General features: G+C 34.3%; 23 protein-coding genes, 1 pseudogene, 1 riboswitch and 1 other annotated feature. Of the genes and pseudogenes, 20 read left to right on the top strand and 4 right to left on the bottom strand.

Translation table 11 applies throughout. The features are described from left to right. Positions 1-25: 25 nt before the first annotated feature. Positions 26-1,015 carry a magnesium/cobalt transporter CorA gene (gene corA, locus TA89_RS13450; protein WP_040214089.1) on the bottom strand — a complete coding sequence of 330 codons (990 nt, stop codon included), beginning with the start codon at positions 1,013-1,015 and terminating at the stop codon, positions 26-28. Between the two features lie 216 nt (positions 1,016-1,231). On the opposite strand from corA, the gene TA89_RS13445 reads away from it, so the two are divergent. Both TA89_RS13445 and mscL read left to right on the top strand, forming a co-directional pair. After that, complete coding sequence (locus tag TA89_RS13445; RefSeq protein WP_040214088.1) at positions 1,232-1,909, top strand: hypothetical protein; 678 nt, start codon at positions 1,232-1,234, stop codon at positions 1,907-1,909. Positions 1,910-2,006: 97 nt separating this feature from the next. Next, positions 2,007-2,408 carry a large conductance mechanosensitive channel protein MscL gene (mscL, locus tag TA89_RS13440; protein ID WP_040214086.1) on the top strand — a complete coding sequence of 134 codons (402 nt, stop codon included), beginning with the start codon at positions 2,007-2,009 and terminating at the stop codon, positions 2,406-2,408. A gap of 78 nt (positions 2,409-2,486) precedes the next feature. On the opposite strand, the gene TA89_RS13435 is transcribed toward mscL, so the two are convergent. Beyond that, positions 2,487-4,160, bottom strand: coding sequence for an LTA synthase family protein (locus TA89_RS13435; protein WP_187119310.1), 1,674 nt, complete (start codon positions 4,158-4,160; stop codon positions 2,487-2,489). Positions 4,161-4,540: 380 nt separating this feature from the next. On the opposite strand from TA89_RS13435, the gene TA89_RS13430 reads away from it, so the two are divergent. The 4 genes and pseudogenes from TA89_RS13430 (at position 4,541) to TA89_RS13415 (ending at position 8,897) form a co-directional block, all read left to right on the top strand. After that, a complete protein-coding gene (locus TA89_RS13430) occupies positions 4,541-5,209 on the top strand; it encodes a diacylglycerol/polyprenol kinase family protein (protein WP_147590136.1) in 669 nt (222 codons plus the stop codon). 8 nt (positions 5,210-5,217) lie between these two features. Next, positions 5,218-6,015: a DUF92 domain-containing protein gene (locus TA89_RS13425; protein ID WP_040214081.1), complete on the top strand. Its 798-nt coding sequence runs from the start codon at positions 5,218-5,220 to the stop codon at positions 6,013-6,015. Positions 6,016-6,055: 40 nt separating this feature from the next. Next, positions 6,056-6,311, top strand: a binding site (T-box leader). Positions 6,312-6,370: 59 nt separating this feature from the next. Then, positions 6,371-8,303: pseudogene (gene metG, locus TA89_RS13420) on the top strand (methionine--tRNA ligase). Between the two features lie 123 nt (positions 8,304-8,426). After that, complete coding sequence (locus TA89_RS13415) at positions 8,427-8,897, top strand: hypothetical protein (protein WP_040214079.1); 471 nt, start codon at positions 8,427-8,429, stop codon at positions 8,895-8,897. Here the strand turns inward: TA89_RS13415 and TA89_RS13410 are convergent. Beyond that, positions 8,894-9,589, bottom strand: a complete 696-nt coding sequence (locus TA89_RS13410; protein ID WP_242850146.1) for a Crp/Fnr family transcriptional regulator — start codon at positions 9,587-9,589, stop codon at positions 8,894-8,896. The genes TA89_RS13415 and TA89_RS13410 overlap by 4 nt on opposite strands. A 152-nt stretch (positions 9,590-9,741) precedes the next feature. On the opposite strand from TA89_RS13410, the gene TA89_RS13405 reads away from it, so the two are divergent. Then, complete coding sequence (locus TA89_RS13405) at positions 9,742-11,262, top strand: DUF445 family protein (protein ID WP_040214077.1); 1,521 nt, start codon at positions 9,742-9,744, stop codon at positions 11,260-11,262. Between the two features lie 152 nt (positions 11,263-11,414). Here the strand turns inward: TA89_RS13405 and TA89_RS13400 are convergent, their stop codons facing one another. Next, positions 11,415-11,615 (bottom strand): cold-shock protein, encoded by a 201-nt coding sequence (locus tag TA89_RS13400; RefSeq protein WP_040214074.1) that lies wholly within the window; start codon positions 11,613-11,615, stop codon positions 11,415-11,417. A 192-nt stretch (positions 11,616-11,807) separates the two neighbouring features. Here TA89_RS13400 and TA89_RS13395 point away from each other — a divergent pair, with 192 nt between their 5' ends. The 13 genes from TA89_RS13395 (at position 11,808) to TA89_RS13335 (ending at position 24,710) form a co-directional block, all read left to right on the top strand. Then, positions 11,808-12,587 carry a TatD family hydrolase gene (locus TA89_RS13395; protein WP_040214072.1) on the top strand — a complete coding sequence of 260 codons (780 nt, stop codon included), beginning with the start codon at positions 11,808-11,810 and terminating at the stop codon, positions 12,585-12,587. A 318-nt stretch (positions 12,588-12,905) separates the two neighbouring features. After that, positions 12,906-13,946 carry a 3D domain-containing protein gene (locus TA89_RS13390; RefSeq protein WP_040214071.1) on the top strand — a complete coding sequence of 347 codons (1,041 nt, stop codon included), beginning with the start codon at positions 12,906-12,908 and terminating at the stop codon, positions 13,944-13,946. Positions 13,947-14,072: 126 nt separating this feature from the next. Next, entirely contained in the window at positions 14,073-14,624 is a 552-nt protein-coding gene (rnmV, locus tag TA89_RS13385; RefSeq protein WP_040214069.1) for a ribonuclease M5, read from the top strand. A gap of 2 nt (positions 14,625-14,626) precedes the next feature. Next, on the top strand, positions 14,627-15,466 hold the full coding sequence (gene rsmA, locus TA89_RS13380; protein ID WP_040214068.1) for a 16S rRNA (adenine(1518)-N(6)/adenine(1519)-N(6))-dimethyltransferase RsmA: 840 nt from the start codon (positions 14,627-14,629) through the stop codon (positions 15,464-15,466). A 175-nt stretch (positions 15,467-15,641) separates the two neighbouring features. Continuing rightward, positions 15,642-16,292 (top strand): HAD family hydrolase, encoded by a 651-nt coding sequence (locus tag TA89_RS13375; protein ID WP_040214066.1) that lies wholly within the window; start codon positions 15,642-15,644, stop codon positions 16,290-16,292. A gap of 106 nt (positions 16,293-16,398) precedes the next feature. Continuing rightward, entirely contained in the window at positions 16,399-18,042 is a 1,644-nt protein-coding gene (locus TA89_RS13370; protein ID WP_040214065.1) for a hypothetical protein, read from the top strand. 82 nt (positions 18,043-18,124) lie between these two features. Next, complete coding sequence (locus tag TA89_RS13365; protein ID WP_040214064.1) at positions 18,125-18,706, top strand: hypothetical protein; 582 nt, start codon at positions 18,125-18,127, stop codon at positions 18,704-18,706. Between the two features lie 221 nt (positions 18,707-18,927). Next, the gene (locus TA89_RS13360) at positions 18,928-19,701 is read left to right on the top strand and encodes a prolipoprotein diacylglyceryl transferase (RefSeq protein WP_040214061.1); all 774 of its coding nucleotides are present in this window, start codon (positions 18,928-18,930) and stop codon (positions 19,699-19,701) included. Continuing rightward, positions 19,688-20,518: a YhfM domain-containing protein gene (locus TA89_RS13355; protein WP_040214058.1), complete on the top strand. Its 831-nt coding sequence runs from the start codon at positions 19,688-19,690 to the stop codon at positions 20,516-20,518. Before TA89_RS13360 ends, TA89_RS13355 begins: the two co-directional genes overlap by 14 nt. A 16-nt stretch (positions 20,519-20,534) precedes the next feature. After that, positions 20,535-21,377 (top strand): Mrp/NBP35 family ATP-binding protein, encoded by an 843-nt coding sequence (locus tag TA89_RS13350; protein WP_040214056.1) that lies wholly within the window; start codon positions 20,535-20,537, stop codon positions 21,375-21,377. 64 nt (positions 21,378-21,441) lie between these two features. Next, entirely contained in the window at positions 21,442-21,630 is a 189-nt protein-coding gene (locus TA89_RS13345) for a ferredoxin (RefSeq protein WP_040214054.1), read from the top strand. 302 nt (positions 21,631-21,932) lie between these two features. Continuing rightward, positions 21,933-22,577, top strand: coding sequence for a hypothetical protein (locus tag TA89_RS17785; RefSeq protein WP_147590135.1), 645 nt, complete (start codon positions 21,933-21,935; stop codon positions 22,575-22,577). A 78-nt stretch (positions 22,578-22,655) separates the two neighbouring features. Then, positions 22,656-22,837: riboswitch (Lysine riboswitch) on the top strand. A gap of 109 nt (positions 22,838-22,946) precedes the next feature. Beyond that, positions 22,947-24,710: a Na+/H+ antiporter NhaC family protein gene (locus TA89_RS13335; RefSeq protein WP_040214052.1), complete on the top strand. Its 1,764-nt coding sequence runs from the start codon at positions 22,947-22,949 to the stop codon at positions 24,708-24,710. Positions 24,711-24,730 lie beyond the last annotated feature (20 nt).

Below are 24,730 nucleotides of genomic sequence, written 5' to 3'. Positions count from 1 at the left end.
TTATACGCCTCTCTGCAGTTTAATATTAAAGCCACTTTTTTCTTTTGAAATATATTACCTGTATTATTATCAAAATAACCATAAATATTAATGTTAAAGGATATGCTGCCTTTATTTCCAGCTCAGGCATAAACTTAAAGTTCATACCGTATATGCCGGCAATTAAGGTAAGAGGAGCCATAATAGTTGTTATCACCGTTAAAAACTCCATAGTTTCATTCATTTTGTTTGAAATTTTTGAGTTATAAAGATCCAGGTCCGTTGCCAGGGTATCCATTTCAGTTTCTAAAGTTTCGTAAATTTTAAAGGTATTGTCATGAACTGTCTGAATATATTTAGTGGTGAATTTATCTAATAAATTATAATCATAGCTTATAAGGGCATAGGTTACAGTTCTTAAAGAGGTAACTACCCTTTTAAATTTCATTATCCTTTTTCTGAGTTTTAGGATTTTATTTTGAATATCCTTATCTTTATTTCCTATTAAGCTTATTTCTATCTTTTCCACCAGGCCTTCCAAATCCTCCAGAGCAACGAAGTATTCGTCGCAGACACTGTCTAAAATTATGTATAAAATAGTATCTGTGTTTTTATTAAAGGCCGTGGGATGAGAGGACAGATTCTCCCATATACCATCTATAATATTAGACTTTTCGCTTCCTAAGGAAACTATTATTTTATCATTTATAATGAAATGTTTATTCTGCCAATGAATATGTTCCTTTAAATTTCCATCTTTTAATATAATCATATCTATACTGTAAAATTCAGAATGCTTTTCTACTACAGAGCGTCTCCCGTGGATTTCTCTTGTAATGGGAGACTTAGAATAATCGAAAAATTCCTTTATAATAGAATTGTAATCTTCTTTACTTTCATTTTTCGAATAAGTTATATCTACCCACATTAATTCTGAATTCAAATCCTTAAAACTCTTAAGGAACTCTTCAGTATTTCCAAATTTTTTGGTTTCTATTTTATTTGTGTCCTTAACTTTATATAATGCTCTAATCAAAATACCCCCTCCTTAATAATTATTATATTTTATTTATTTCATCAAAGTGTGGATTAAGTTTTAAATATATATAAATTTATTAAAATTATAAAAAAGTAAGAATTATATTAAATTTAATCCGTATATATTAATGGGGTTATAATAAAAGGAAAGAGCTTTACATATATTGTTAATAAATGTAAAATGTAATTATATTAAAAATGTGTGGTGTGAGTAATGAGAAAAACTAAAGGTTTAGATATAGGTATTTATTTTGGCGGAGCTTTTTCTGCAGGGATATTTTTATTTATCGGATTAAAGCAATGTATTTATTATAAGCTGGATTTAATTATACTCTTCAGCATTTCTATGCTTATGATTTTCTGCGGAACAATATTGTTATATTTATATAATAATAAAATTAAAAATTCCTTATATTTTGCATCCATAATAGTGGTGATGCTTTTTATTTGGTGCCATCTTTTTAACATATATTCTGAGTTTAAAATAAGTCCTTTCCCTCTTATAGGCATATTCATGATATTGATTATGAACAGGCTTATTGCTGATTTTAAGGAAAAAAATATAAAGCTTAAACAAGGTGTTTTAAGCATAATATCTATTTCTTTAATAATTTCAGGATATTGCTATTTTATAGGACCCTGCTTCTCCCATGGGCAAATTTTAAAAAACCAGGTGGTAAAGCATCTGAAGAAGAGAGGGGTAGAGGAAAATGTTAAAAGTATTTTATGCTATCCTGACTACACTATTGTAGTTTTTAAAGATGAAGAGGATATAGAGTACAGATATGAATTCAAGAATGGACGGATTGTTCAGAGGGCATTAAATTTAAGTAATCAGCTCAGCGGATATAAAAATATAGAGAATAAAGAAGTAAGAATAATAAATGAATAACTGAACAGCGCTGTCTTCATCTTTTGTATATTATGATATAATTAAAGGAAAATTAGGGAAAAGATATATATTATAATTATAGAAAGGATGAGGAGTAATGTGGAAGGAATTCAGAGAATTTGCTATTAAAGGCAATGTAGTGGATCTTGCTGTGGGGGTTATAATAGGCGGTGCTTTTAATAAGATAGTAACCTCCTTAGTAGAAAATGTACTTTCACCTCTGCTGGGGCTTTTAATCGGTAAGATAAATCTCAAAGATATAGTACTTTCGCCCTTTGGTGTAGAAGTAAAATTAGGATTGTTTTTTCAAAGCATAATAGATTTTTTAATAATGTCTTTTACTATTTTCCTTATAGTTAAATTTATAAACAGATTGAGAAGACCTAAGAAAGAAGAAGAAAGCAGTGAAGAAGAATCCTTTACAAAAGAGGAAGAGCTTTTAATGGAGATAAGAGATCTATTAAAAGGGCAAGTTCATCCTGCGGATAGTGATAAATAAATTTTATATTATATAAAAAGTTCCTATGTATAGCCTTGCAGGTTAATTACATAGGAACTTTAATTTTTTATATTAAGCTTATTTATTTTTAAAATAATTATATTTTATTATCATGTCAGATATATCTAAAGCCTTGAGAAAATGTTCTCCCTCCTCCTTGGAAGGAGTTAAACCTATCAAAGTTCCATCGTTTAATATAGTATAATTTTTATTTGTGTTTAAAAGATTTTTGCCAATACAGCTTTCAATGTAATTTTCTGAGTCAACCCCCATAAGATAAGCTAAAGTAGGCATAATATCAATTTGGCCGGCATTAATATCGAATTTTTCTCCTTTAAGGGAAGGGTTAAAAATTATAAAGGGAACTTTACCGTGAGGAGAATTACCTACCCAGGGGAATTTTAAATTTGTTTCTTTAATCTCATCTTTATAATACAGTTTATAACCGGAGTGGTCCCCTGTAATAACAAGTACTGTATTTTCTAAAAGAGAGGTTTCTTTAAGCTTTTCTATCAGATAGCTTACTATCTTATCTTCATAATGTATTGATCTTAGATATTTTCCAAAGACTGAAGCTTCTATGTCAGCAGGAAGATTAATACAGGTATCCTCCTCGTTTATATAATCAAAATGAGCATGAGAATCCAGTGTTACAACCTGACCAAAGAAAGGAGTTTTCAGCTTTATTATATTTTGAATAAAGCTGTCGATAATGAGGTAATCATTGGTAGAACTATAAGCTTTTTTATATTTTGAAGGAAAGTTTATAAAATTAATATCCAATACCTTATCAAATCCCAGGTTTTTATCTGCAACTTTAAAGTTCCAGTTTCCTCCTCTTTCCCCGTGAAACATCATTGAAGTATAGCCATATTTTTTTAAAAGCTTTGGCAGAGAGTTATAGCTGTTGTAAGGATAATTTAAAAATGTAGCTCCTCCCCTTACAGGTAAAAGTGAAGTGTTTATCATAAAATCTGCATCGGAGCTTACACCTCCATTAATTTGAGAATAAACATTGGGAAAATAAAAACTGTTTTTTAACAGTTTATTTATGTTAGGAGTAATTTCTTCTCCCATAACTTTTTCCTTTATCATAAAGCTTTCAAAGGCTTCAATTTGTAATATTACGAGGTTTTTGCCTTTAAATAACCCCTTTAATGAATTTGTTTTTATATCCTCTTTATTGGCTTTAAGCCATTTTGAAATTTCTTCCTGATCCTTTTCTGTAATTGAGTATTTTAAAGAGGGTGAAAGAACTGATTTATAAACTCTATAACCTATAGGAGAAGCTTCAAACATAGTGCTGTAAGGTTCCCAGTAAGTTGCAAAAGGTTTGAAATTAGCTTTAGAGTTTGGACTACTGAAAATATTATAATTTAAATAGATGGAAAGTGTGGAAAGAATTATTATTATCACTGCAGAGATAATATTTTTTTTATACTCCTTAAAGGAAATGTTCCAGGAGGAGATCTTTTTCCAAAGCAGGAGAAGTATTATTAAATCTAAAACAAATAATATGTCTTTAAGAGAAAAAAATCTGTTTATATGAAAGCTTATATCCATATAAGGAAGTTCTTTAAATAGTAATTTGAAAGAAAAAAATTTCCCTGTCAATCTCATAAAATAAATATCCAGAAGAAATAAAATTGTAACACAAACGTCTGCTGCTATGTAAAATAATGCTTGTCTTTTTTTAATAAATAGTCCTAGAGAAGCTATGATTAATATAAAAGGCAGATGGGTTAAAAGCATAGTTTTATAAGAATAAATGATTGAATATATACCGCTAAGCTTAATTTTGAAGGAGTTATTATATAAAATTGACAGCATTAATAGATTTTTTAAGGACAGGATTGAAGAAAATATGAGGAAAGGGAGGAAGGAATATAAGTAATAATATAAATAAGCCATGATACACCTCGCCATTAAAGGTTATTAATAATAATTTAACATATTTTTAACCTAAAAGACATATATTTCGTATATTAAATTACAAATATTACAATAAATTCTAGTTGTTTAGCAAAAGTATATCATTTAAGGCTTTTAAATAGACATATATTCTTTAATTAAGTATAATTGTCTTTGTATCTTGGCTATAGGTTTATTAAGTAAAAAGCAGAGAGGATTAAATGATGAATAATATAATAGGCATAGCGGTTTCAATACTGTTCGTTTTTTTAATTATAGGAGCATCAACCATTCTGACTAAAAAAAATATCATAAATGGAGAATTAAGCAGGAAGTTTATTCATATAGGCGTTGCAAACTGGTGGATTATAGCTATGATTTTTTTTGACAGCCCTCTTTATGCCTGCATAGTACCTGGGATTTTTGTTGTAATTAATTATATATCTTACAAGAAAAATGTTTTTAAGGTTATGGAAAGAGATGGTTCAAGAAGGGATTTAGGCACTGTGTATTATGCCATTTCATTGTTTATTCTTTCTTTAATCACCTTTAGACAGGGAAGCGCTCCATATATCGGAGCTATAGGAATACTTATTATGGGTTATGGAGACGGATTAGCGGCTATAGTTGGAGGTTGCTTGGGAAAGCGTGAAATAAAGCTTGAAGGCAGTACTAAAACTCTTGAAGGTACTTTTACCATGTTCCTAGTATCTTTTATAGTAAGCTTTATAATACTTTATAATTATCATCCCTTCTCGTTAATCACAGTAAGTCTCGTACTTGGAGCAGCGGCGGCGTTATTAGAGCTTTTCACACCTGAAGGCTTTGATAATATAACAGTTCCACTTGGGACAAGTTTCTTATATATGATTATTTTCGCGTTAATGTAGGAGGAGAGATGAGAAATTTAATAATAGGTTTTGCTTTTTCAATCTTAATAGCAATAGCAGCTTATAAAAAGAGATCTCTTTCAAGGAGCGGAGCTTTAGCTGCTGCTTTGCTGGGTGGATTAATGTATTATTTCGGAGGAGTTTTAGCTGCTGTTTTACTGGTGGGATTCTTTATATCTTCCAGTCTTCTTACCTTTGCAAAAGGTGACAGGAAAAAGGATATTGAAAAATATAATGAAAAAGGCGGAAGAAGGGATGCTCTCCAGGTTTTTGCTAATGGGGGAGTGGGACTTTTATTTGCAGCACTGTATTATTTCACTAAGAACCCTGCCTATATAATAGGTTGTGCTGTTTCCTTCGGAGAAGCTAATGCGGATACCTGGGCTTCTGAAATAGGAGTGCTCAGTAAAAAAACTCCCATATCAATTCTTACAGGAAAAAGAATGGAAAGAGGAATGTCAGGTGGGGTAAGCTTTTTAGGTACACTGGCAGCATTAGGGGGTTCAGCTTTCATAGCTCTGCTTTTTTCGCTTGTGTACATACTGATTTATGGCTTTGATGGAAAAGTACTTTATAGATTTATTATAATACTTCTATTTGGATTTTTAGGTGCTGTGATAGACAGTGTTTTAGGTGCTTCTATACAGGCTCAGTATTATTGTCAGGAAGAAAACACCATTACAGAAAAAAAGGAATTTAGAGGAAAACCAAACAAACTTATAAAGGGATTTGCTCTTTTTAATAATGATGTGGTTAATATATCCAGCAATATACTTAGTTCTATGATGGTATTTTTAATAATATAAAGTTGACAAGAGCTTAGGTATAGAATATTATGATATTATATTAAATGCTTTGAAGAGAAGAGTAGTAAAGTGGAAGGTCTAAAGAGATCCGGATTAGGTGAAAGCCGGAGGCAGGAAGCTTTATGAACATGGTCTCGGAGCAGATTTCCTGAGCTTTAGGGTTAGGGAAATACGGAGGCAGCCGTTATACTGAAGGGTGATGGAAACTGGAAATATTCCGGTAGAGTCACTTATGGAGTTATCTTTTGCGAAAAAGATAAGAAGTAGAGTGGTAGCGCGAATAATACGCCTCTATACGGGAATATTTCCGTATAGAGGCTTTTTTAATTAAGAAATTAAGTCAGGAGGAATAAGAATGTGTAAAAAACCTTATTATATTACCACCCCCCATCTATTATCCGTCAGCAAATCTTCATATAGGTAATACCTATACCACTGTGGCAGCAGATGCAATGGCTAGATTTAAAAGATTAAAGGGTTATGATGTAATGTTCCTTACCGGTACCGATGAGCATGGACAAAAAATTCAGAGAATAGCTGAAGAAAAAGGAGTTACACCTAAAGCTTATGTAGATGAAATAGTGGCAGGTATAAAGGACTTATGGAAGCTCATGAACATAAGCTACGATAAGTTCATTAGGACAACAGACGATTATCATGTGAAAACAGTGCAGGAGATATTCAAAAAGCTCTACGATCAGGGAGATATCTATAAAAGCTCCTACGAAGGCTGGTATTGCACTCCCTGTGAGTCTTTCTGGACAGAAACCCAGCTTGTAGACGGCAAATGCCCTGACTGCGGAAGACCTGTGGAAAAGGCTAAGGAAGAAGCTTACTTCTTTAAAATGAGCAAGTATGCAGATAGGCTAATAGATTACATTGAAAAGCATCCTGATTTTATTCAGCCTGAATCCAGAAAAAATGAAATGGTAAATAACTTTTTAAAACCAGGACTTCAGGATTTATGCGTATCAAGAACCAGCTTTGATTGGGGGATACCTGTAAGCTTTGATGAGGATCATGTAGTTTATGTATGGATAGATGCTCTATCAAACTATATCACAGCTTTAGGCTACGGAAGCGATAATACTGAGCTTTATGAAAAGTACTGGCCTGCGGATGTACACTTAATAGGAAAAGACATATTAAGATTCCATACTATATATTGGCCAATTATGCTTATGGCTTTAGACATACCTCTTCCAAAGCAGGTATTCGGACATGGATGGTTATTAGTGGACGGAGGTAAGATGTCTAAATCCAAAGGCAATGTGGTAGATCCTGTTACACTGGTAGAGCATTTTGGTGTAGACGCGGTAAGGTACTATCTTTTAAGAGAGATTCCTTTCGGTTCTGATGGGCTATTTACCAATGAATTATTTATAAAGAAAATCAATTCTGATTTAGCAAATGATTTGGGGAATCTCTTATCCAGAACCGTAACTATGGTTGAGAAGTATTTTGAAGGGGTAGTTCCTGCTCCTACTGCAAAGGAAGCCATAGATGACGAGCTTATAAATCTGGCTCTTATAACCCCTGTAAAAGTGGAGAAGGCTGTAGATAAGCTTAAGCTGCCTGAGGCATTAGATGCAATCTGGGAACTGGTGGGAAGAGCTAATAAATATATAGATGAAACTACACCATGGATACTTGCTAAGGATGAAAGCAACAAGGAAAGATTGGGAACGGTATTGTATAACCTCATAGAATCTTTAAGGTTTGCTTCAGTGCTTCTTTCTGCTTTCCTTCCTGAAACCAGCGAAAAAATTAATAACCAGATTAACAGCGAGCTAATCTCCTGGGATAGCTTGGCTGCATTTGATGGAACCTCAGCAGGAAAGAAGGTTAAAAGAGGTGATACCCTTTTCCCAAGGATAGATGTAAATGCAAAGATTAAGGAGCTTGAAGAGCTCAGCTCAGCGGGTAAAGAGGAGGAAAAAGCGTCAATGGAGCCTATTAAAGAAGAAATAACCATAGATGATTTTGACAAAATCGATTTAAGGGTGGTAAAAGTTCTAAGCTGTGAGCCTGTTAAAGGAGCCAAAAAGCTTTTAAAACTCAAGGTTGACTTAGGTGGAGAAGAAAGACAGGTAGTTTCCGGAATAGCTCAGTATTATAAGCCGGAAGAATTAGTAGGGAAAAATGTGATTTTAGTTGCCAATCTAAAGCCTGTAAAGCTTAGAGGAGAACTATCTCAGGGAATGATCTTAGCTGCTGCTACAGATGATGATTCAGTGCTTTATGCGGTGGATCCGGGAAATCTCCCTTCAGGAAGTCAGGTAAGATAATAAATTGCAAAAACATGCTTATATAAAATATAGGCATGTTTTTTTTATGAATATATTAACATTATTTTGTAAAAGATAAATTACCGCTAGTTATGTAAAATTCATTTACAGGAAGGTGATTTCATGAGTAAAACTATATTAAGGTGTTTGTTGGGAAGCTTTGCCATAAGTATAGCAGCACTTTTAATAAGTTCCCTTGCGGTTACTCCTGCGGTATTTATTTCAGTCTTTATTCCAAGCGGCTCTAAATTCATTAAATTGTTCTATTTTTTTACTGCTATTTTAATTTTTCTTGGAGCTTTAATATCCTATTATCTTTTAGGAATAAATCTAAAAAAAAGCATTAACTGCTCTAGGGGTATAACTGCCCTTTATCTTATGGCGGTACTGAATCTAATACTTGTATTATTAACCTTTAATCTTGAAAGTGTAAATCCTGCTTTATCAAAGCTTTCATTTAATATATTCCTGCTATTTAATGTTCCGGCAGTAAGCATTCTTTGTTTTCTAAAGGAAGCTTTTTCTTTAAAATACGGAGTTTTTTATTCGCTTTTACCTGCAGTTATAATGTATTTGGGATTAAAGAAGGCTTAAGAGTTTAAAGCGTCCTCTAAGGCATCTGCATCCAGTATGCGGATGTTTTCTTTGTCATATTCGATGATGCCTTCTTCCTTCATCTTTATTAATTCTCGGGATAAGGATGGACGCTCAACTCCCAGCTTTTCTGCCCAATCCTTCTTAGACATATTCAGCCTTATGTTATTGGAGCCTGTATCTTTATAATTTGTATATAAATAGTCGCATATTTTCTGCCTTAAGCTTTTAAGTCCTATCTGCTTCAGTTTAGAGCTTAATGCCACAGCCTTATTGGAAAGGATCCGTAAAATAGTGTTTAAAAAGTCGGCATTTTCCCTGCACAGTCTTTCTACATAAGCTTTAGTTATATGAAGTACTGTACTGTTTTTTTTGCTTATAACATCCATAGGATAAAAGTTCTTATCTCCAAAGAGAAGATTTTCACCAAAGACTTCTCCTTCATTAAGATTAGAAACCGTCAAAACTTTCCCTGAAGGCTCCAGCTTTTGTATTTCCACTTCACCTTGAAGTACTAGACTGAGATTTGTGCACTTATCTCCTTCAGAGTAAATCACATCCTCGGATTCATAGTATGAAATTTTAACAAAGCTGCTTTTTAAAAGTGCTTCAAGGCTCTCTCTGCAAAAGGCCTTGAACAGCTTTGAACCCTGCATTATATTTATATATATATCAATATTATGATTTTTCAAATCTTCACACCTCTTTGAAGGGATTATATATTTTGTAATAAATTGTATTCATATAACAATAATATACAATATAATCATTGAACTGAACAGTACAAATATCTATAATGGTTAAATGAGAATACAGTGTTTTATTAAGGGAAAGGATGAGAAAATTGAAGTATATAATAGGAGCTGCTGTGGGAGCGGTGATAGGATATATAACCAACTGGCTGGCTATAAAGATGCTTTTTAAGCCTTACAATGAAAAGAGGGTGATGGGCATGAAGATTCCCTTTACTCCAGGGCTTATACCAAAGGAACAGAGAAGGATAGCAAAAAGCGTAGGAGATGCTGTAGGGGAACATCTACTCACTGAAGAAACCATAACCAATGCTTTATCTGGCGATACTATGAAGCAGCATATAAGGATTTGGGTTCATGAAAAGATACAGCTGCTTTCACAGGATAGTGAGAAGATAAAAGATGTACTTTCTAAACTTCTTAAGGATTCTTATAATGAATTAAAAACTGCATTAATCATTCATTTTAAGAATTATATAATATCAAAGCTTAGAAGCGAAAAAACAGTAGAGCTTGCTGAAGAAGCAATACATAGAAAGCTGAAGGGTATGCTGAGTAAAAGCAGTGGAGAATTAATACTGTATATTGAGAAAACAGGAGCTTTAGAAAAGCTTGAAAACAACATAGAAGATTTGAAAGATGGTGAGGGTTTTCAACATTTTATTTTAAATATGATAAAAGAAAAAGGGAAGGATTTATCTAAAAGTAAAAAAAGTCTGAAGGATTTAATTCCCAAGGAGCTTTGGCAGGGAATGAATTCCTACATATATAACTCACGGTACAGCATAGCATCAGAAATCAGCATAATGCTTAAACAGCCTGATATGCAGAGGCAGTTAAGCATGTTTTTAGAAGACTCTATAGAAAGCAATTTTAATCCATTAATTGCAAAGTTTATAAGCGTAGATATGATTTTAGGAAAGCTTACAGGGTTTATAGAGGATTACCTTCATAAGGAAGAAGGAGCGGAAAATATCTCCTCTGCAATAATAAGCTTTATGGATAGAGCGGCAGATAAAGATATAGAGGATATATTTAAAGAAATACCTGAAGATACTATGGAAGATATATACTCTCTATTATATGATACCATTAGGGATAAAGCTTTAAGCGGTGAGGTTATACATCAGGGATTAAACCGGATTAAAGAAGACATAAAGGAAAAAGGAAGCTTGGGGGATTTAATTAAAAGTTTTTCAGAAAGCTGGATTGAAGATATAAATGCTTATATTAAAAGCAGCATTAAAGAGCTTCTGTACTCTGAGGAGATAGATAAAGCTGCAGGATATATCGTGGAGGAAACCATAAAGAATTTAGAAATGGTTGAAATAAAATCATTATTTCAGAAGGAGCAGGAGAAAATAGAAGCTTATAGCTTTGATATCATATGTAATGGAGTAAATAGATTTATTGAAAAGGAAGCGCCTTCAATAATAAAGGTCATTGACATACCTGCCATTGTAGAGGATCAGATAAATTCCTTCCAGGTAGATTATGCAGAAAAAATAATATTAGATATTGCTCATAAGGAGCTTAATGCCATCACCTGGCTGGGAGCTCTTTTAGGAGGAATACTGGGGATTTTATCACCGATTTTAGCTAATATATATTAATAACTTATAAGAAGGGATATACAAAAATCATTTAAAGCTTACTTTTAATATTAATTTATTAATAACATATAAAAAAGGGATGTGACAAATCATATATATGATTTGCCATATCCCTTTAAAATTCTATGCAAAAACTACTTTATAATCAAAGCTTATTCAGCTTTAGTTACATTTATAGCCTGCTCTCCTTTAGAGCCTTCAGTTACATCGAATTTAACAGAATCTCCTTCATTAAGAGATTTAAAACCATCTCCATCTATTCCTGAATAGTGAACGAAGATGTCCTTGCCCTCTTCAGTAGTGATAAACCCATAACCTTTTTGGGCATTGAACCATTTAACTTTACCTAACATTTGAATACCTCCATATTACTGTAAATATTTCTTACAAACTATATTCTACCTCAAGAACCATATATTATTCATAACTTTAAGAAAAATAAACAATAATTTCAAAAAGTGTTCACATATACGGGTTTCCAAAGAAAACCTATGTGGTATAATATGAATTATCATATTTAGGGAAAGACTCTGTGAGGTGATTTAATGGAAGAAAATAATCTGCTTATTTTTGACTCTCATGCACATTATGATGATGAGTCCTTTCAGGAGGATAGAGATTCCCTTCTGCCTTATTTAAAAAGTAAAGGCATAGTTGGAATTTTAAATTGCGGATCTACACTTCAGGGAACAAGAGATTCTTATAAGTTAGCAGAAAAATATGACTTTGTATATGCTGCTGTAGGTATCCACCCGGAGGAAGCTTATGAATTAAATGAAGAATCCCTGAAAGAAATAAGAAATATGGCTGAAAATTTTAAGGTCAAGGCTATAGGAGAAATAGGTCTTGATTACTACTGGGAAGAGAATCCTCCAAAGGAGGTTCAGAAAGATGCCTTCAAAGCTCAGATGAAGCTTGCAGAAGAGCTGGATCTTCCGGTGGTTATACATGACAGAGATGCTCATGGAGATACTTTAGAGATAATAAAAGAATTCCCCAAGGTAAAAGGCGTTCTTCACTGCTTTTCAGGCAGTGCTGAATTTGCAATGGAATGTGTTAAACTTGGATATTATATAGGATTTACAGGAGTAGTAACCTTTAAAAATGCACGTAAGGTAATAGAGGCAGCGGAGGCGGTACCTATTGACAGAATATTAGTAGAGACCGATGCTCCTTACATGGCTCCAGTTCCTTATAGAGGGAAAAGAAATCAATCGGATTTTATCCTGCATATAATAGAGAAAATTGCTGACATTAAAGGGAGAACTCCTGAGGAAATCAGCGGTATTACTATTGAAAATACAAAAAGGTTGCTAAATATATAATTATATTGTATTATATAACATATATTTACAGTTATGGTATAAATTAATTAAAAAGTGGTAACAATATTATTGTACTAGGTATATTTACCTTACTTTACTAATATAATTATATATTAGTAAGCTGGGACTTTTTATCTGGTAATCCCCCCAAAAAATAATAAAGACTGTACACTGCTATCATTTATATTTATAGACATTTTCTTATGCACATAGCTGCATTTACTACAGTCTAATTCAATAGCAAGGGTGAAAATTTGACACGATTGTCTAATTTACGATATAATTCAATGGTCACTCTTGCCAGAGGGAGGTAATTCAATGGAAAAATTGAAAAAATATTTCAATAAACATTTTTCCAACGGTCCTAAGGCAACATTTATTATAACATTAATCGCAGCATCATTAGTACTATTTGTCTTCAACATGAGAAAGACTATAGCAGTAAACATAGACGGAGAAGAGAAAACCATAGTAACATATAAAAGGACTGTTGCAGGGGCGTTACAGGATAACGGTATAATTTTAGGTCCGCTAGACAAAGTACACCCGGGTATAGATGCTCTTATACGAGATATCAACGAGGTTGTTATTGAGAGAGCTGTGAATATATCTGTGGAGGTAGATGGAAAGAACCTGAAAATTCTAACCAATGAGGACAGTCTGAAAGAATCACTGGAAAAGGAAGGTATATCTTTAAAAGAAGAAGATAGAGTCCAACCTACGCTTTCAACCAAACCGGAAGAAGGCATGAACGTAGTTATTACTAGAGTCAATACTGAATTCATTAAGACCATTGCAGCAATTGACTACACCACCGAGGTAAAAAAGGATAATGAACTTGAAAAAGGAAAGAGCAAAGTTCTTCAGGAAGGTGTTCCTGGTGAAAAAGAAATAACCACAAAGGTGGTTTATGAAAATGGCAGGGAAGTAAGTAGAGATATGGTAGAAGAAAAGACCATTAAAACCCCTGTGAATAAGGTGGTATCAGAAGGTGCAATGGTTGCTGTAGTTGCGTCTAGAGGAGGAGTTCCAAGCAATGTTAATATAAGTAACACCTCTTTAGGCAAGAAGGTTATTACAGTTAAAGCTACAGCATATTGGGCAGGAGATGACGGCGGCACAGTAACAGCTACAGGTACAGTACCTGTTAGGGTACCCTCAGGATGGAGCACCATAGCCGTAGATCCAAGAGTTATTCCTCTTGGTACAAAAGTTTTTGTAGAAGGTTATGGATACGCCATCGCTCAGGATACAGGCGGAGCTATTAAAGGAAACAGGATCGATGTATTCCTAAGCAACGCCAGCCAGGTTTACTCCTGGGGAGTAAGAACAGTAAATGTTCATATTCTTGGTAAATAACTATTATGAGATAGAGGCAGCAGAATAAGCTGCCTCTATTGTATTTTATCGAAAATATTGACAAATACTTTATAAAAAGATTAAAGTATATAAAGACTTATTTCTGTGGGAAAGGGAGTAATTTTGTTGATCAAAGAAGTCATTGTGGTAGAAGGCAGAGATGATGTAACTGCGGTAAAAAGAGCGGTAGAAGCTGAGTGCATAGCTGTAGGAGGCTTTGGAATAAATGCTAAGGTTATAGAGAGAATTAAGGAAGCTCAAAGAAGAAAAGGGGTTATCATACTTACGGATCCTGATTTTGCCGGGGAAAAAATCAGAAGGATAATTTCTAAAAGGGTTTCTGGAATCAAGCATGCTTACATATCTCAGAAGGAAGGTATTAAAGATGGGGATATAGGTGTAGAAAATGCCTCTCCTGAAGCTATATTGAGAGCTTTGAATAATGCAAAGATTACAGTAGAAGAAAAACAGGAGTTATTTACCCTGCAGGATCTGATTTATTTTGGGCTATCCGGGGATAATAATGCCAAGGAAAGAAGAGACTTTATAGGTAGAGAACTGGGGATAGGATGCTGCAATTCAAGACAGTTTCTCTCCAGATTAAATAATTATGGAATACCAAAGGAAGAATTTAAAGCGGCGTTAAAAAAACTAGAGGAAAAAGAGAAGGGTGAGTAGCTATGGATATAACCACATTAGATTTAGTAAAAAAGTATAATTTTAAATTCAGTAAGAGTTTAGGACAGAATTTCCTTGTAGAGGACTCGGTGCTTAGAGATATAGTAGCAGGCGCGGAGGTTTCTGCTGAGGACCATGTTATAGAAATAGGACCGGGAGTAGGTACTTTAACCAGGGAGCTCTTAAAAAGGGCAAAAAAAGTTACTGCCATAGAGCTTGACTCTGATCTTATATCCATACTCACAAAGGAACTGGGAGACAATGAAAAGTTCACCCTTATTCATAAAGATGCCCTTAAGGTGGATTTTAATGATATAATTGAAGATGGAGAAAGTGTTAAGCTGGTGGCAAACCTTCCATATTATGTCACTACCCCTATAATCACCGGACTTCTTAATAAAGGATACAATTTTAAATCTCTTACTATAATGATACAAAAAGAAGTGGCTGAAAGGATTAATGCTGAACCAAGGACTAAGGAATATGGTGCGCTGACTTTGCTTGTTCAGTATCACTGCAGTACTGAGATAATAAGAAAGGTATCTCCTAACTGCTTTATTCCAAGACCAAAGGTGGATTCCATAGTAATAAGGTTGGATAAGCTTCCTGAACCAAGAGTTCAGGTGGAGGATGAAAAGCTGTTTTTTAGAGTAATAAGGGAGTCCTTTAACATGAGGAGAAAAACACTATCTAATGCGCTAAAAGCTTTAAAGCTTCCTAAGGAAACTTTGGATAAAGCTTTTGAAGAAAGTGATATAGACTCCAGACGAAGGGGAGAAACCCTTTCTATAGAGGAATTTGCTGCACTGGCTAACAGCATATATAAATTGGTACAAAAATAAATTTATATGTGTTTATAATATATGCTTTAGGATAAAGCTCTTTAAAGAGTTTTAAATACAACTATACAGGAATGATATAGAAAAAAGGCTGTGCGGATTATTTCTGTACGGTTTTTTTATGCTTTAAATTAATCATTAATAATTCTAATTTTTATATAACTTAGGAGGGATACACATGAATAATGTGAAGTTGGTGATATTTGATATGGACGGTCTTATGCTGGATACAGAAAGGCTAGCCATAGATGCCAGTCTTAGAGCTGCAAAGGAAAAGGGATATGAAGTAAAAAAGGAATATTTAATTGAAACCATAGGATGTAATGAAAAGGATTCTCTGGTTATTATGAAAGGGCATTTAGGGCAAGATTTTCCTTGGGAAGAGGTTAGAACCCATACCAGAAAATTATTCGAAGAAGCCTTAGACAGGGAGGGAGTCCCTTTAAAGGAGGGTCTTATAGATCTTTTAGATTTTATAGATGAAAAAGGAATAGCAAAGGTAGTAGCTACCTCCACTTCAAGAAACCGTGCGGAAAAACTCCTTGCCAGCGCCGGAATACTTGACAGATTTGATGACATGATATGTGGTGATGAGGTGGAAAAGGGAAAGCCGGAGCCTGAAATTTTTTTGAAAGCCTGCAAAAAAGCAAATGCAGCACCGGAGGAGTCTATTATCTTAGAAGATTCTATAAATGGATTGCTGGCTGCAAGCAGAGCGGGGATAAGATGCGTTTTAATACCTGATCTTATAGAGCCTACAAAAGAAAATGAAGCTTTAGCTTATGCCAAGGTTAAAAATTTATTGGAGGTTATGAAGCTTGAATTTTAATTAAATAATTTATTTATCCATTTATTTGTGCCTGGGAAAAATTAGTCTTTTTTATTTTACTGATTCATATACTATAAAGAATAAATATATGTGGAGGGACTATAACTTGGCACATAGTAAGTTGTATAGAAACTTTTTGATATTACAAGAAGACGAAAAAGGATATTCAGTATCCTCTGACAAGCCTCTATCCGCCTATGCAAAAGTTGAAGGTAAGGGAGATAAGTGTAAAATAACCTTTTATGCTCAAAATTTAAAGAAGGATAATAATTATCATATGTTCCTTATATGCAGCAAGAAGGGTGTTAAGCAGATTATTGATCTGGGCGCAATGAACATAAATGAGCAGGGCAGAGCGGAAATTAGCAGTGAATATAATATGAATGATATAGCCAATACCACTATAGGGGTGGAAAAGATATCCGGAGCAGCTATAGTGAAGCTATCTGGAAGCAATGTAACAGTTGTAATGTACGGATTTATGTCCGGAGAAAAAATACCAGAGGATTGGAAGAAGTTTAATATACTCAATTTACAGCTTCCTAAAGAAACTGCTCCGGAAGCTCCTGCAGGCACTGGGAAAAACTTAAAAGAAGAAGCTCCTATATCAGAGTCTATGGAGGAGCTGCAGAGGACCGATGAACTTACAGGGATTCCGGAAGTTGAAAATATAATAGAGGATCAAGTGAGATCAGAACCTTCAAAGCAGGAGGTAACTGAAGCTCAGGAAGAGCCTGTATCCCTTCCTGATGAAAAAGCGGAGGTGCAAGAAACCTCAACCTCTCCTGAGATAAATGAAGAAGATAAAGAAAAATCTTCCTCTCCTGAAGAAAAGGAAGCTGAGTATCAAACCTCCACCTTTGATGCAAGGAAAGAAAATAAGGAAGAGCAATCCTTCCTCCATGGGAAAGAAGCAGAAGAGGAAGAGACCTCATCTCCTGTTCAAAGTGAAGAAGAACCCATAGATGCTCCAGAAGAAGTTTCTGAAAATAAGCCTGCAATGAGACAGGATAAGAATAATAATGAAGCTGAAAAAATTATAGATGCTTCCAAAGAAGAAAATACTGAGCCTTGTGAATCTGAAAGAATTGGAGAACGTGATGAAAATGTTCACGGATCTTCCTTGGTAGATGAATATTTAAGCAGCTATAACCTGGTTTCAGAGAAACGGGAAGTTAATGAGGATAAGAAGATTAATGAAGCAAGAAGCTTTATGGAAGCAAATGAATTTGAAAAATATGAAAAAATTATAGAAGAAAGTAAGATTGTATTTGACGATAAAGTTAATCCATATGCTGAAAAGGAGGAAGAAAAGGAAAGTCAGTTTATACTAAGAGGAAGTGTAGGTGAATTTTTCGAGTCCGTGGCAGAAGGCTTTGAACCAATTAAGGAGGCCTTCAGGGAGATTAAATACTGTAAGTGGTATAAGATAAATGTTGATAATTTTGATACCTTGTGCAATATCTCAAATTATAATAAATATACCATAGTTTACTATCCAATGATGAATTACTATCCCTATATTAAAAAGTATGGATATTTTACATTAGGGTACAAGTGTGATCCTTCTGGAAAGATGAAATATCTGGTATATGGAATACCTGGAAAGAAGGATAAATCAGAACAGCCTTATGGAGGAAAGTCAGGCTTTGTTACCTGGGTTCCAGATAAGGACATGAAAGATGGTATGGGATTCTGGCTTATGTTTTATGACTTTAAGAATTCTGTCATTGTTGTGCCTATGAAATAATAAATATAGTAGTGCGGTAGAGTAAAATGACTGCACTACTATTTATTATAATATTTACTTACTTTAAAAAGGGGTGCTGTGGATGAAGTTAAAAGTAAACAGAAAGCAGTTAGGAGTAACTCTTATATTAATAGGTCTTATGATAGTCTTATTTTCTTCTCAAAAAATCTTCGAAATCAGGTTTAAAGAAGCTGCTCTTATAAACACAGATATGAGTGTTATGAAGGTCATTAAAGGAATAGAGGGAAAAATTAACTATAAACTTCCGGAAAATTGGGAAGTTAAGGACAGAAAATATCCTGATGATACTATTTTATACCATACTGAATATAAGTCTCCTGACAGCGTTATAAATGGATATATATCGGTTTTTGAAGGAAATGAAGATGTAAATAAAGCTGTGGAAAAGGACAAGAAGCTCCTGCAGTCTATTTATGCTGTAAAAGATTATACAGCCTACAGGATAACCATGAATAAACGGGATGTATTAAAGGTTCAATATGATTTCAAATCTCAAAAGTCGGAAGAATACACAGCTCAGGAATATTATATGAAGTATGAAGACTATACAGTTAAGTTTGCTTTTTATGTGGTAAAAGATAAATACAAAGAAAATATGGTTGTAGCTTTTAACGCAGTGGTAGAAAGTTTCGGGATAAAATAAATCAGAATTTCTTCAAAAACTGCATACTTCGTAAGGTTGCTTAATGATTTTTTAAGTATTATAATTTAATATGACTGATTAAAATAAACAGATTAAATAAAAGAGGCTTAAGCTTCTTTTTTTTGTCAGATTCATTTTGTCTTCTGAAGTTTGTCAGGTGCCAGGCACCTGACAAACTTCAGAAGACAAACTCTAAAAATTAAGGTGAGGCGGAGTATATTATGAGACCAGTATTATTTAGGATTTTTGGCATTGAAGTATACGGATATGGATTAATGATAGCTTTAGGAATAATCTCAGGAATATTATTGTTAAACTATAGGGCTAAGAAAAGAGGCTATAATGAGGATAATATTTTGAATATGGCTTTATTAGCTGTTGCAGGCGGAATATTAGGAGGAAAGCTGCTTTATATAATTACAGATTACAAAGCAGTGCTTCAGAATCCTTCAATGATTATTAAAAATTTTGGTGAAGGTTTTGTAATATACGGAGCTATTATGGGCGGTGGAATTGCAGTTTATTTATACTGCAGAACAAAACATTGGAATATATATAAAATCCTTGACCTTGCTGTACCCAGTGTAGCTATAGGGCAGGGATTCGGCAGGATTGGATGCTTTTTTGCAGGCTGCTGCTATGGGGCGCCTACAAATTCACCTTTAAGTTGTGAATTTCCGGCAGGAGGCTTTGCTCCAGCGGGGATACATCTTCACCCCACCCAGATATATTCTTCTGTTTTTAATTTTCTTTTGGCTTTTTTTCTTTTATGGTATGATAATAAGAAGGAAAGAAAAGGAAGAACCTTTTCGCTATACTTAATCATTTACAGTATAGGAAGATTTTTGATAGAAATAATAAGGAATGATCCTAGAGGAAGCGTAGGTGTCTTCTCAACATCTCAATTTATTGCCATATTTACATTATTATTAGGAATAATAGTATTTTATATTACCAGAAATAAAGGGAGCGAATTAAGCGTTGAAGAAAAATAAACTATTTTTGTTATCCATTATGCTTGTGGCCCTTATACTTAGCGGCTGTGACACCATAGATAAAGCAAGGGTATGGTTAAAACTGAAAAACAACGATTTTGAGTATATAAAGCAGGGAAAAGTAGAAAAAATAGTAATACAAAGCACCAGGGACAGCGGCTTTAGGTTTGTGGTTACGGATAAAAGCACCATAAGGGATTTATATGGACTTTTATCTACAGGCAAGGAAGTGGAGTCAAATGTACCTTTAGATCCAGATTACATCTTTGAATTCCAAGAGTCCTCAGATAAAATTCACAAATTCAATTATGTTGCCGGCCTTAACACTAAGGACGTAGGAAACTTCTATAATGAGGAAAAATCTTATAGGGTTAATAAGAGGCTGGACAATGATATTATAAGAAATATGTATACCTTAAGAAAGCCCAGAGATTTTGATGATATATACTACGGTTCTATTTTAAAATTTATAAATCTGTATGGAAAAAGCTTTAATCCCTCAGGAACAAAAAGTGTTGGCGTTAACCTTAAAGATGATGTAGAAAGTGCAAAGTATATACTATCCCTGGAACTAGAAGATTTTAAATATAATCTGAACAATGCTATGAAGGGTGCAGTTCTTGCCGGAGATAATAAGGAAGAATTTGATATTTTAATTTCTGTAAAAACACAGGGCTATAAAACTTCAATTTATAAGAGTATAATAACATTGTATGATAAAAGCGAAGGTACTGAACTTAAATATTATGTTCTTGGAAAGCATGAAAATAGAGAATGGAACATACAGATATTCGAGTCCAGACCTGAAAAATGGTAAATCTAGAGGTGATAGAATGGGAAATTGTTCAACATGTCCTTCCAGTTCAAAATGTTCTATACAAAACAAGGACAAATGTGGTAAGATGCTGCCTAAATATGGCACCATTAAAAATATAATAGGAGTGATAAGCGGTAAAGGCGGAGTAGGGAAATCCACGGTTACCGGAATAATTGCTTCTAAACTAAGCAAAGCAGGTTACAAAGTAGGGGTGTTAGACGCTGATATCACCGGGCCTTCTATGCCTAGGTTTTTCGGTATAAACTATGAAAGAGCTGATATGATACCTTTAGACGAAAAAGGAACTCAATTTAAGTTTGAACCTGTAGTTTCTGAGCTTGGAATAAAGGTTATTTCCATGAATCTACTTACTCAGGTGGAGGATCAGCCTGTAATTTGGAGAGGACCTGTAATAAACGGCGTATTGAACCAGATGTATACAGATACTGTCTGGGGAGAAATAGATTATCTTTTAGTAGATATGCCTCCTGGTACAGGAGATACAGCATTGACAGTAATGCAGAATTTTCCTATAAATAGTGTAGTGATAGTTTCAACTCCTCAGGACATGGTATCTATGATAGTTAAAAAAGTGGTAACCATGGCTGAAAAACTATCAATTCCAATAAAAGGCGTAGTAGAAAATATGTCATATATCCAGTGCGGCAGTTGTGGAGAAAAGATGAGAGTTTTCAGCAAGAAATCTGCAGCGGAGCATGCTGCATATCTTGATATACCGCTTTTGGCAGAGCTTCCAATAAATCTTGATCTAGCTGAAGCACTTGAAGAAGGAAGAACTGAAAGCTATGCGGCCCTTAATCCAGATTATGATACTTTGGCATCCAGCATTTTAAGATAATACTGAATAAAAATATGCCATAGAGTTATAATAAATATGTTATAAAGCGAAAGGAGGTCCTTGTATGAAAGCAATTGTAGATAAGGATACATGTATAGGCTGTGGACTTTGTCCTGCTATTTCCCCTGAAGTTTTTGACATGCAAGATGATGGCAAAGCAGGTGTAATTGTGGATGAAGTTCCATCAGGAAGTGAAGATTCTGCAAAGGAAGCTGAAAGCAGCTGTCCTGTAAATGCCATTTCTGTTGAATAATATCTTTGGCAAATAATATATACATCTACAATTAATCATATTTCAAAATATATTATTTTATTTAGTAGGATATTTACTGGTTAAGATAAAACTGCTGACTATTAATAGTTATTAATAGTCAGCAGTTTTTGTTTTTTTATACCCATCAGCTGCTTTGTTAATTATTCCTATCCCTCTTCAAAAGTCATATATCTTCTTTTACGGCGATATAATATATTGTTACCATATAAAGTAAGCGCCCCAGGGGTAGTTCCATTATATGGAACTACCCCTGGGGCGCTTACTTTATTTGTCAGGGATATTTGGAGGAGGTTAGTGAAGGTTTGGGAGAAGAAGATAAAAGTAGGGCTGAAATAAATAATACTATTCCAAAGGGAAATAACATCAATGATATAAGTAACATCAATAACATTCCTAATATTCATCAAATAATAAAGTCAGCAGGTGAAAACCTTGAGCTCATTAAAGAGCTTTTAGATAATATCGTTAAGGTTGGAGTGCATTCCAGCAGCAGTAGTAAGAGTACAGAAGCGGAAAGCGGTAGTACCGGAGCTGCAGAAAGCACCTCCGGTTCTGGTACTGTTGTACAGGAAAATACCTTAGATGAGATAAATGATGCCCTATCGAAGAGCGACATATTATTAAGAACTTTAAATTCTATAAAAACTGAGCTGTGCAGGATAAATTTAGACTTTTGTGAAAGAGAGTATTATACAAACTGCATATTGCCGCTGCTCAGTATATTGAATCAGCTGTCTATAGTATCTATTGATCTAGCATCCTCAGTTAACATACTTACCAGTTCATGTATAGTATTCAGAAAAGAGTCCAGGTTGGAGGATACCATTAAACTTGTATACAGCATAAACAAGAAGTGCGGAGAGATTTATGATGTGTTAAGTGGAAGAATAGACGCTCTACTTTATGATGGATGCTGTAACAAATAATTCAATTAAATTTATATCTTTGGTTATTGACAATCTTTGGTAATGTATTTATAATGAATAGCATACGTGAATATAATGCTATGAGGTAGAGGTGCGGATTTTATAAGTATCTTCGCAGAGGTAAGCACAATGAAGCGGAGAAAAAGGGAAATTTCGTCGGAGTGTCACAGTAAATGCTTTCTTACTATGATGCTGGTTCTGTACAGAATATGTATAGTAACTGTCACAAATATATACATTTGTGGAGAGCTATCCTGGAATATGTGTGAAAATGCAGACTCTGGATTAAGCTACCAGAGTTTTTTTGTTTTATTCAGCCTTTTCACCTTGACGCCTCTTGGATATTCACAAAGACAAGGGGGAGAAAAAATGAAAAGACACAAATTACTTATTCCATCACTAGTTGTATTAATGCTGTTTTTATTTCAGGTAGCAGCTTATGCTGCTGCAGCTGCGGATACTGCCGAGGTTAATGCAGGCAGATTAGGTATTCTTACCTTGATTCCTCCACTGGTAGCTATTATTCTTGCCTTTATAACAAAAAATGTTGTCATATCTTTATTTATAGGAGTTCTCAGCGGTTCCTTCCTTATCCAAATTCAAGGGCAGAATTTATTTATGGCTATTTTTCAATCCTTTTTGGATTTTACTCAAAGGGTTCTAAGTGCTTTGTCCGATCCGTGGAATGCCGGTATAATACTTCAGTGCATGAGCATTGGAGGGATAATAGCTCTGGTTACAAAGATGGGAGGAGCAAAAGCAATTGCTGAATCTCTTGCAAAAAAAGCTAAAACACCGGTAAGCGCTCAAATTGTTACCTGGATTTTAGGGCTTTTGGTATTTTTTGATGACTATGCTAACTCTCTTATAGTTGGACCCATAATGCGACCGGTTACTGATAAGATGAAGATTTCAAGAGAAAAGCTTTCCTTTATAATAGATGCTACCGCAGCACCTGTTGCAGGGATAGCTATAATTTCAACATGGATAGGATATGAGCTCAGTCTTATAAAGGATGCCTTTTCATCAAGCCTTGGACAAGAAGTTGATGCTTTTGGACTATTTATTCAAACTATTCCCTACAGATTTTATAACATACTCATCCTTATTTTTATACCTGTAACTGCTATACTACTTAGAGAATTCGGACCTATGCATAAAGCTGAAGTAAGGGCAAGGGTTACAGGAAAACTTTTAAGAGATGGCGCTAAGCCTATGGTATCCGAAGAGGCTACAAATGTTGAAGCAAAGGAGGGTATTAAACTTTCTGTATGGAATGCAATAATTCCCATAGGCGTGCTTATTTTAGGTGCCTTTGCCGGCTTTTATTATAATGGATACAAGGCTATAATGGCGGGAGAAGACCAGATTTTAAAAGCAGCTTTCGCCGCTTCACCTTATTCTTTGAGAGGAATTCAGCAGGCCTTTAGCAATTCGGATGCTTCAGTAGTACTATTTCAGGCTGCTCTTCTTGCAAGTATAGTTGCTATAATAATGGCAGTAAGCAAAAAAATACTTACCTTAAGCGAAGCTATAGATACATGGATATCTGGGATGAAATCCTTAGTGATAACGGGAGTTATACTTATACTTGCATGGTCTTTAAGCGGAGTTATAAAGGATCTTGGTACAGCAAGCTACTTAGTATCTATTTTAAAGTTTGTACTTCCTCCATTTTTGCTACCTACATTAATATTTGTTTTAGCATCTATTATTTCTTTTGCCACAGGAACCTCCTATGGCACTATGGGAATACTTATGCCCTTAACAATACCTCTTGCTCATGCCATATCACCGGATATGAACTATATAATAATGGCTGCAGGAGCGGTACTGACAGGGGCAATATTTGGAGATCATTGCTCACCAATATCTGATACCACAATATTGTCCTCCATGGGAGCTGCCTGTGACCATTTAGACCATACCAAGACACAGATTTATTATTCTTTATCCGTGGCAGCAATCACAATTTTCTTTGGTTATATACCGGTAGGTCTTGGAGTTCCTGTGTATTTGGTGCTTCCTGGTTCAATAATAATGATGATATTATTTATATTAATAGTAGGCAAGCCTGTGGAAAAGAGTGCAGAAAAATATAAGAGTGAGTTAAAAGAAAAGGCTATTTCTTGAGAGACCGGAAGTGAGAAGTA

Source organism: Clostridium polynesiense (genome assembly GCF_000820705.1).
Classification (GTDB): Bacteria; Bacillota; Clostridia; order Clostridiales; family Clostridiaceae; genus Clostridium_AA; species Clostridium_AA polynesiense.
Note: the sequence above shows the minus strand (reverse complement) of the source record. Positions and strands in the feature narration are given on the sequence as shown.

What these genes read in the sequence shown, in the direction of transcription:
- mscL (WP_040214086.1), top strand. Translation starts at nt 2,007, where the DNA reads ATGTGGAAGGAATTCAGAGAATTTGCTATTAAAGGCAATGTAGTGGAT.
- TA89_RS13395 (WP_040214072.1), top strand. Translation starts at nt 11,808, where the DNA reads ATGGAAGAAAATAATCTGCTTATTTTTGACTCTCATGCACATTATGAT.
- TA89_RS13435 (WP_187119310.1), bottom strand. Translation starts at nt 4,160, where the DNA reads ATGCTTTTAACCCATCTGCCTTTTATATTAATCATAGCTTCTCTAGGA.
- TA89_RS13365 (WP_040214064.1), top strand. Translation starts at nt 18,125, where the DNA reads ATGAAGTTAAAAGTAAACAGAAAGCAGTTAGGAGTAACTCTTATATTA.
- TA89_RS13335 (WP_040214052.1), top strand. Translation starts at nt 22,947, where the DNA reads ATGAAAAGACACAAATTACTTATTCCATCACTAGTTGTATTAATGCTG.
- TA89_RS13350 (WP_040214056.1), top strand. Translation starts at nt 20,535, where the DNA reads ATGGGAAATTGTTCAACATGTCCTTCCAGTTCAAAATGTTCTATACAA.
- TA89_RS13400 (WP_040214074.1), bottom strand. Translation starts at nt 11,615, where the DNA reads ATGTTAGGTAAAGTTAAATGGTTCAATGCCCAAAAAGGTTATGGGTTT.
- TA89_RS13425 (WP_040214081.1), top strand. Translation starts at nt 5,218, where the DNA reads ATGAGAAATTTAATAATAGGTTTTGCTTTTTCAATCTTAATAGCAATA.
- TA89_RS13375 (WP_040214066.1), top strand. Translation starts at nt 15,642, where the DNA reads ATGAATAATGTGAAGTTGGTGATATTTGATATGGACGGTCTTATGCTG.
- TA89_RS13415 (WP_040214079.1), top strand. Translation starts at nt 8,427, where the DNA reads ATGAGTAAAACTATATTAAGGTGTTTGTTGGGAAGCTTTGCCATAAGT.
- TA89_RS13360 (WP_040214061.1), top strand. Translation starts at nt 18,928, where the DNA reads ATGAGACCAGTATTATTTAGGATTTTTGGCATTGAAGTATACGGATAT.
- TA89_RS13445 (WP_040214088.1), top strand. Translation starts at nt 1,232, where the DNA reads ATGAGAAAAACTAAAGGTTTAGATATAGGTATTTATTTTGGCGGAGCT.
- rsmA (WP_040214068.1), top strand. Translation starts at nt 14,627, where the DNA reads ATGGATATAACCACATTAGATTTAGTAAAAAAGTATAATTTTAAATTC.
- TA89_RS13430 (WP_147590136.1), top strand. Translation starts at nt 4,541, where the DNA reads ATGATGAATAATATAATAGGCATAGCGGTTTCAATACTGTTCGTTTTT.
- TA89_RS13345 (WP_040214054.1), top strand. Translation starts at nt 21,442, where the DNA reads ATGAAAGCAATTGTAGATAAGGATACATGTATAGGCTGTGGACTTTGT.
- TA89_RS13390 (WP_040214071.1), top strand. Translation starts at nt 12,906, where the DNA reads ATGGAAAAATTGAAAAAATATTTCAATAAACATTTTTCCAACGGTCCT.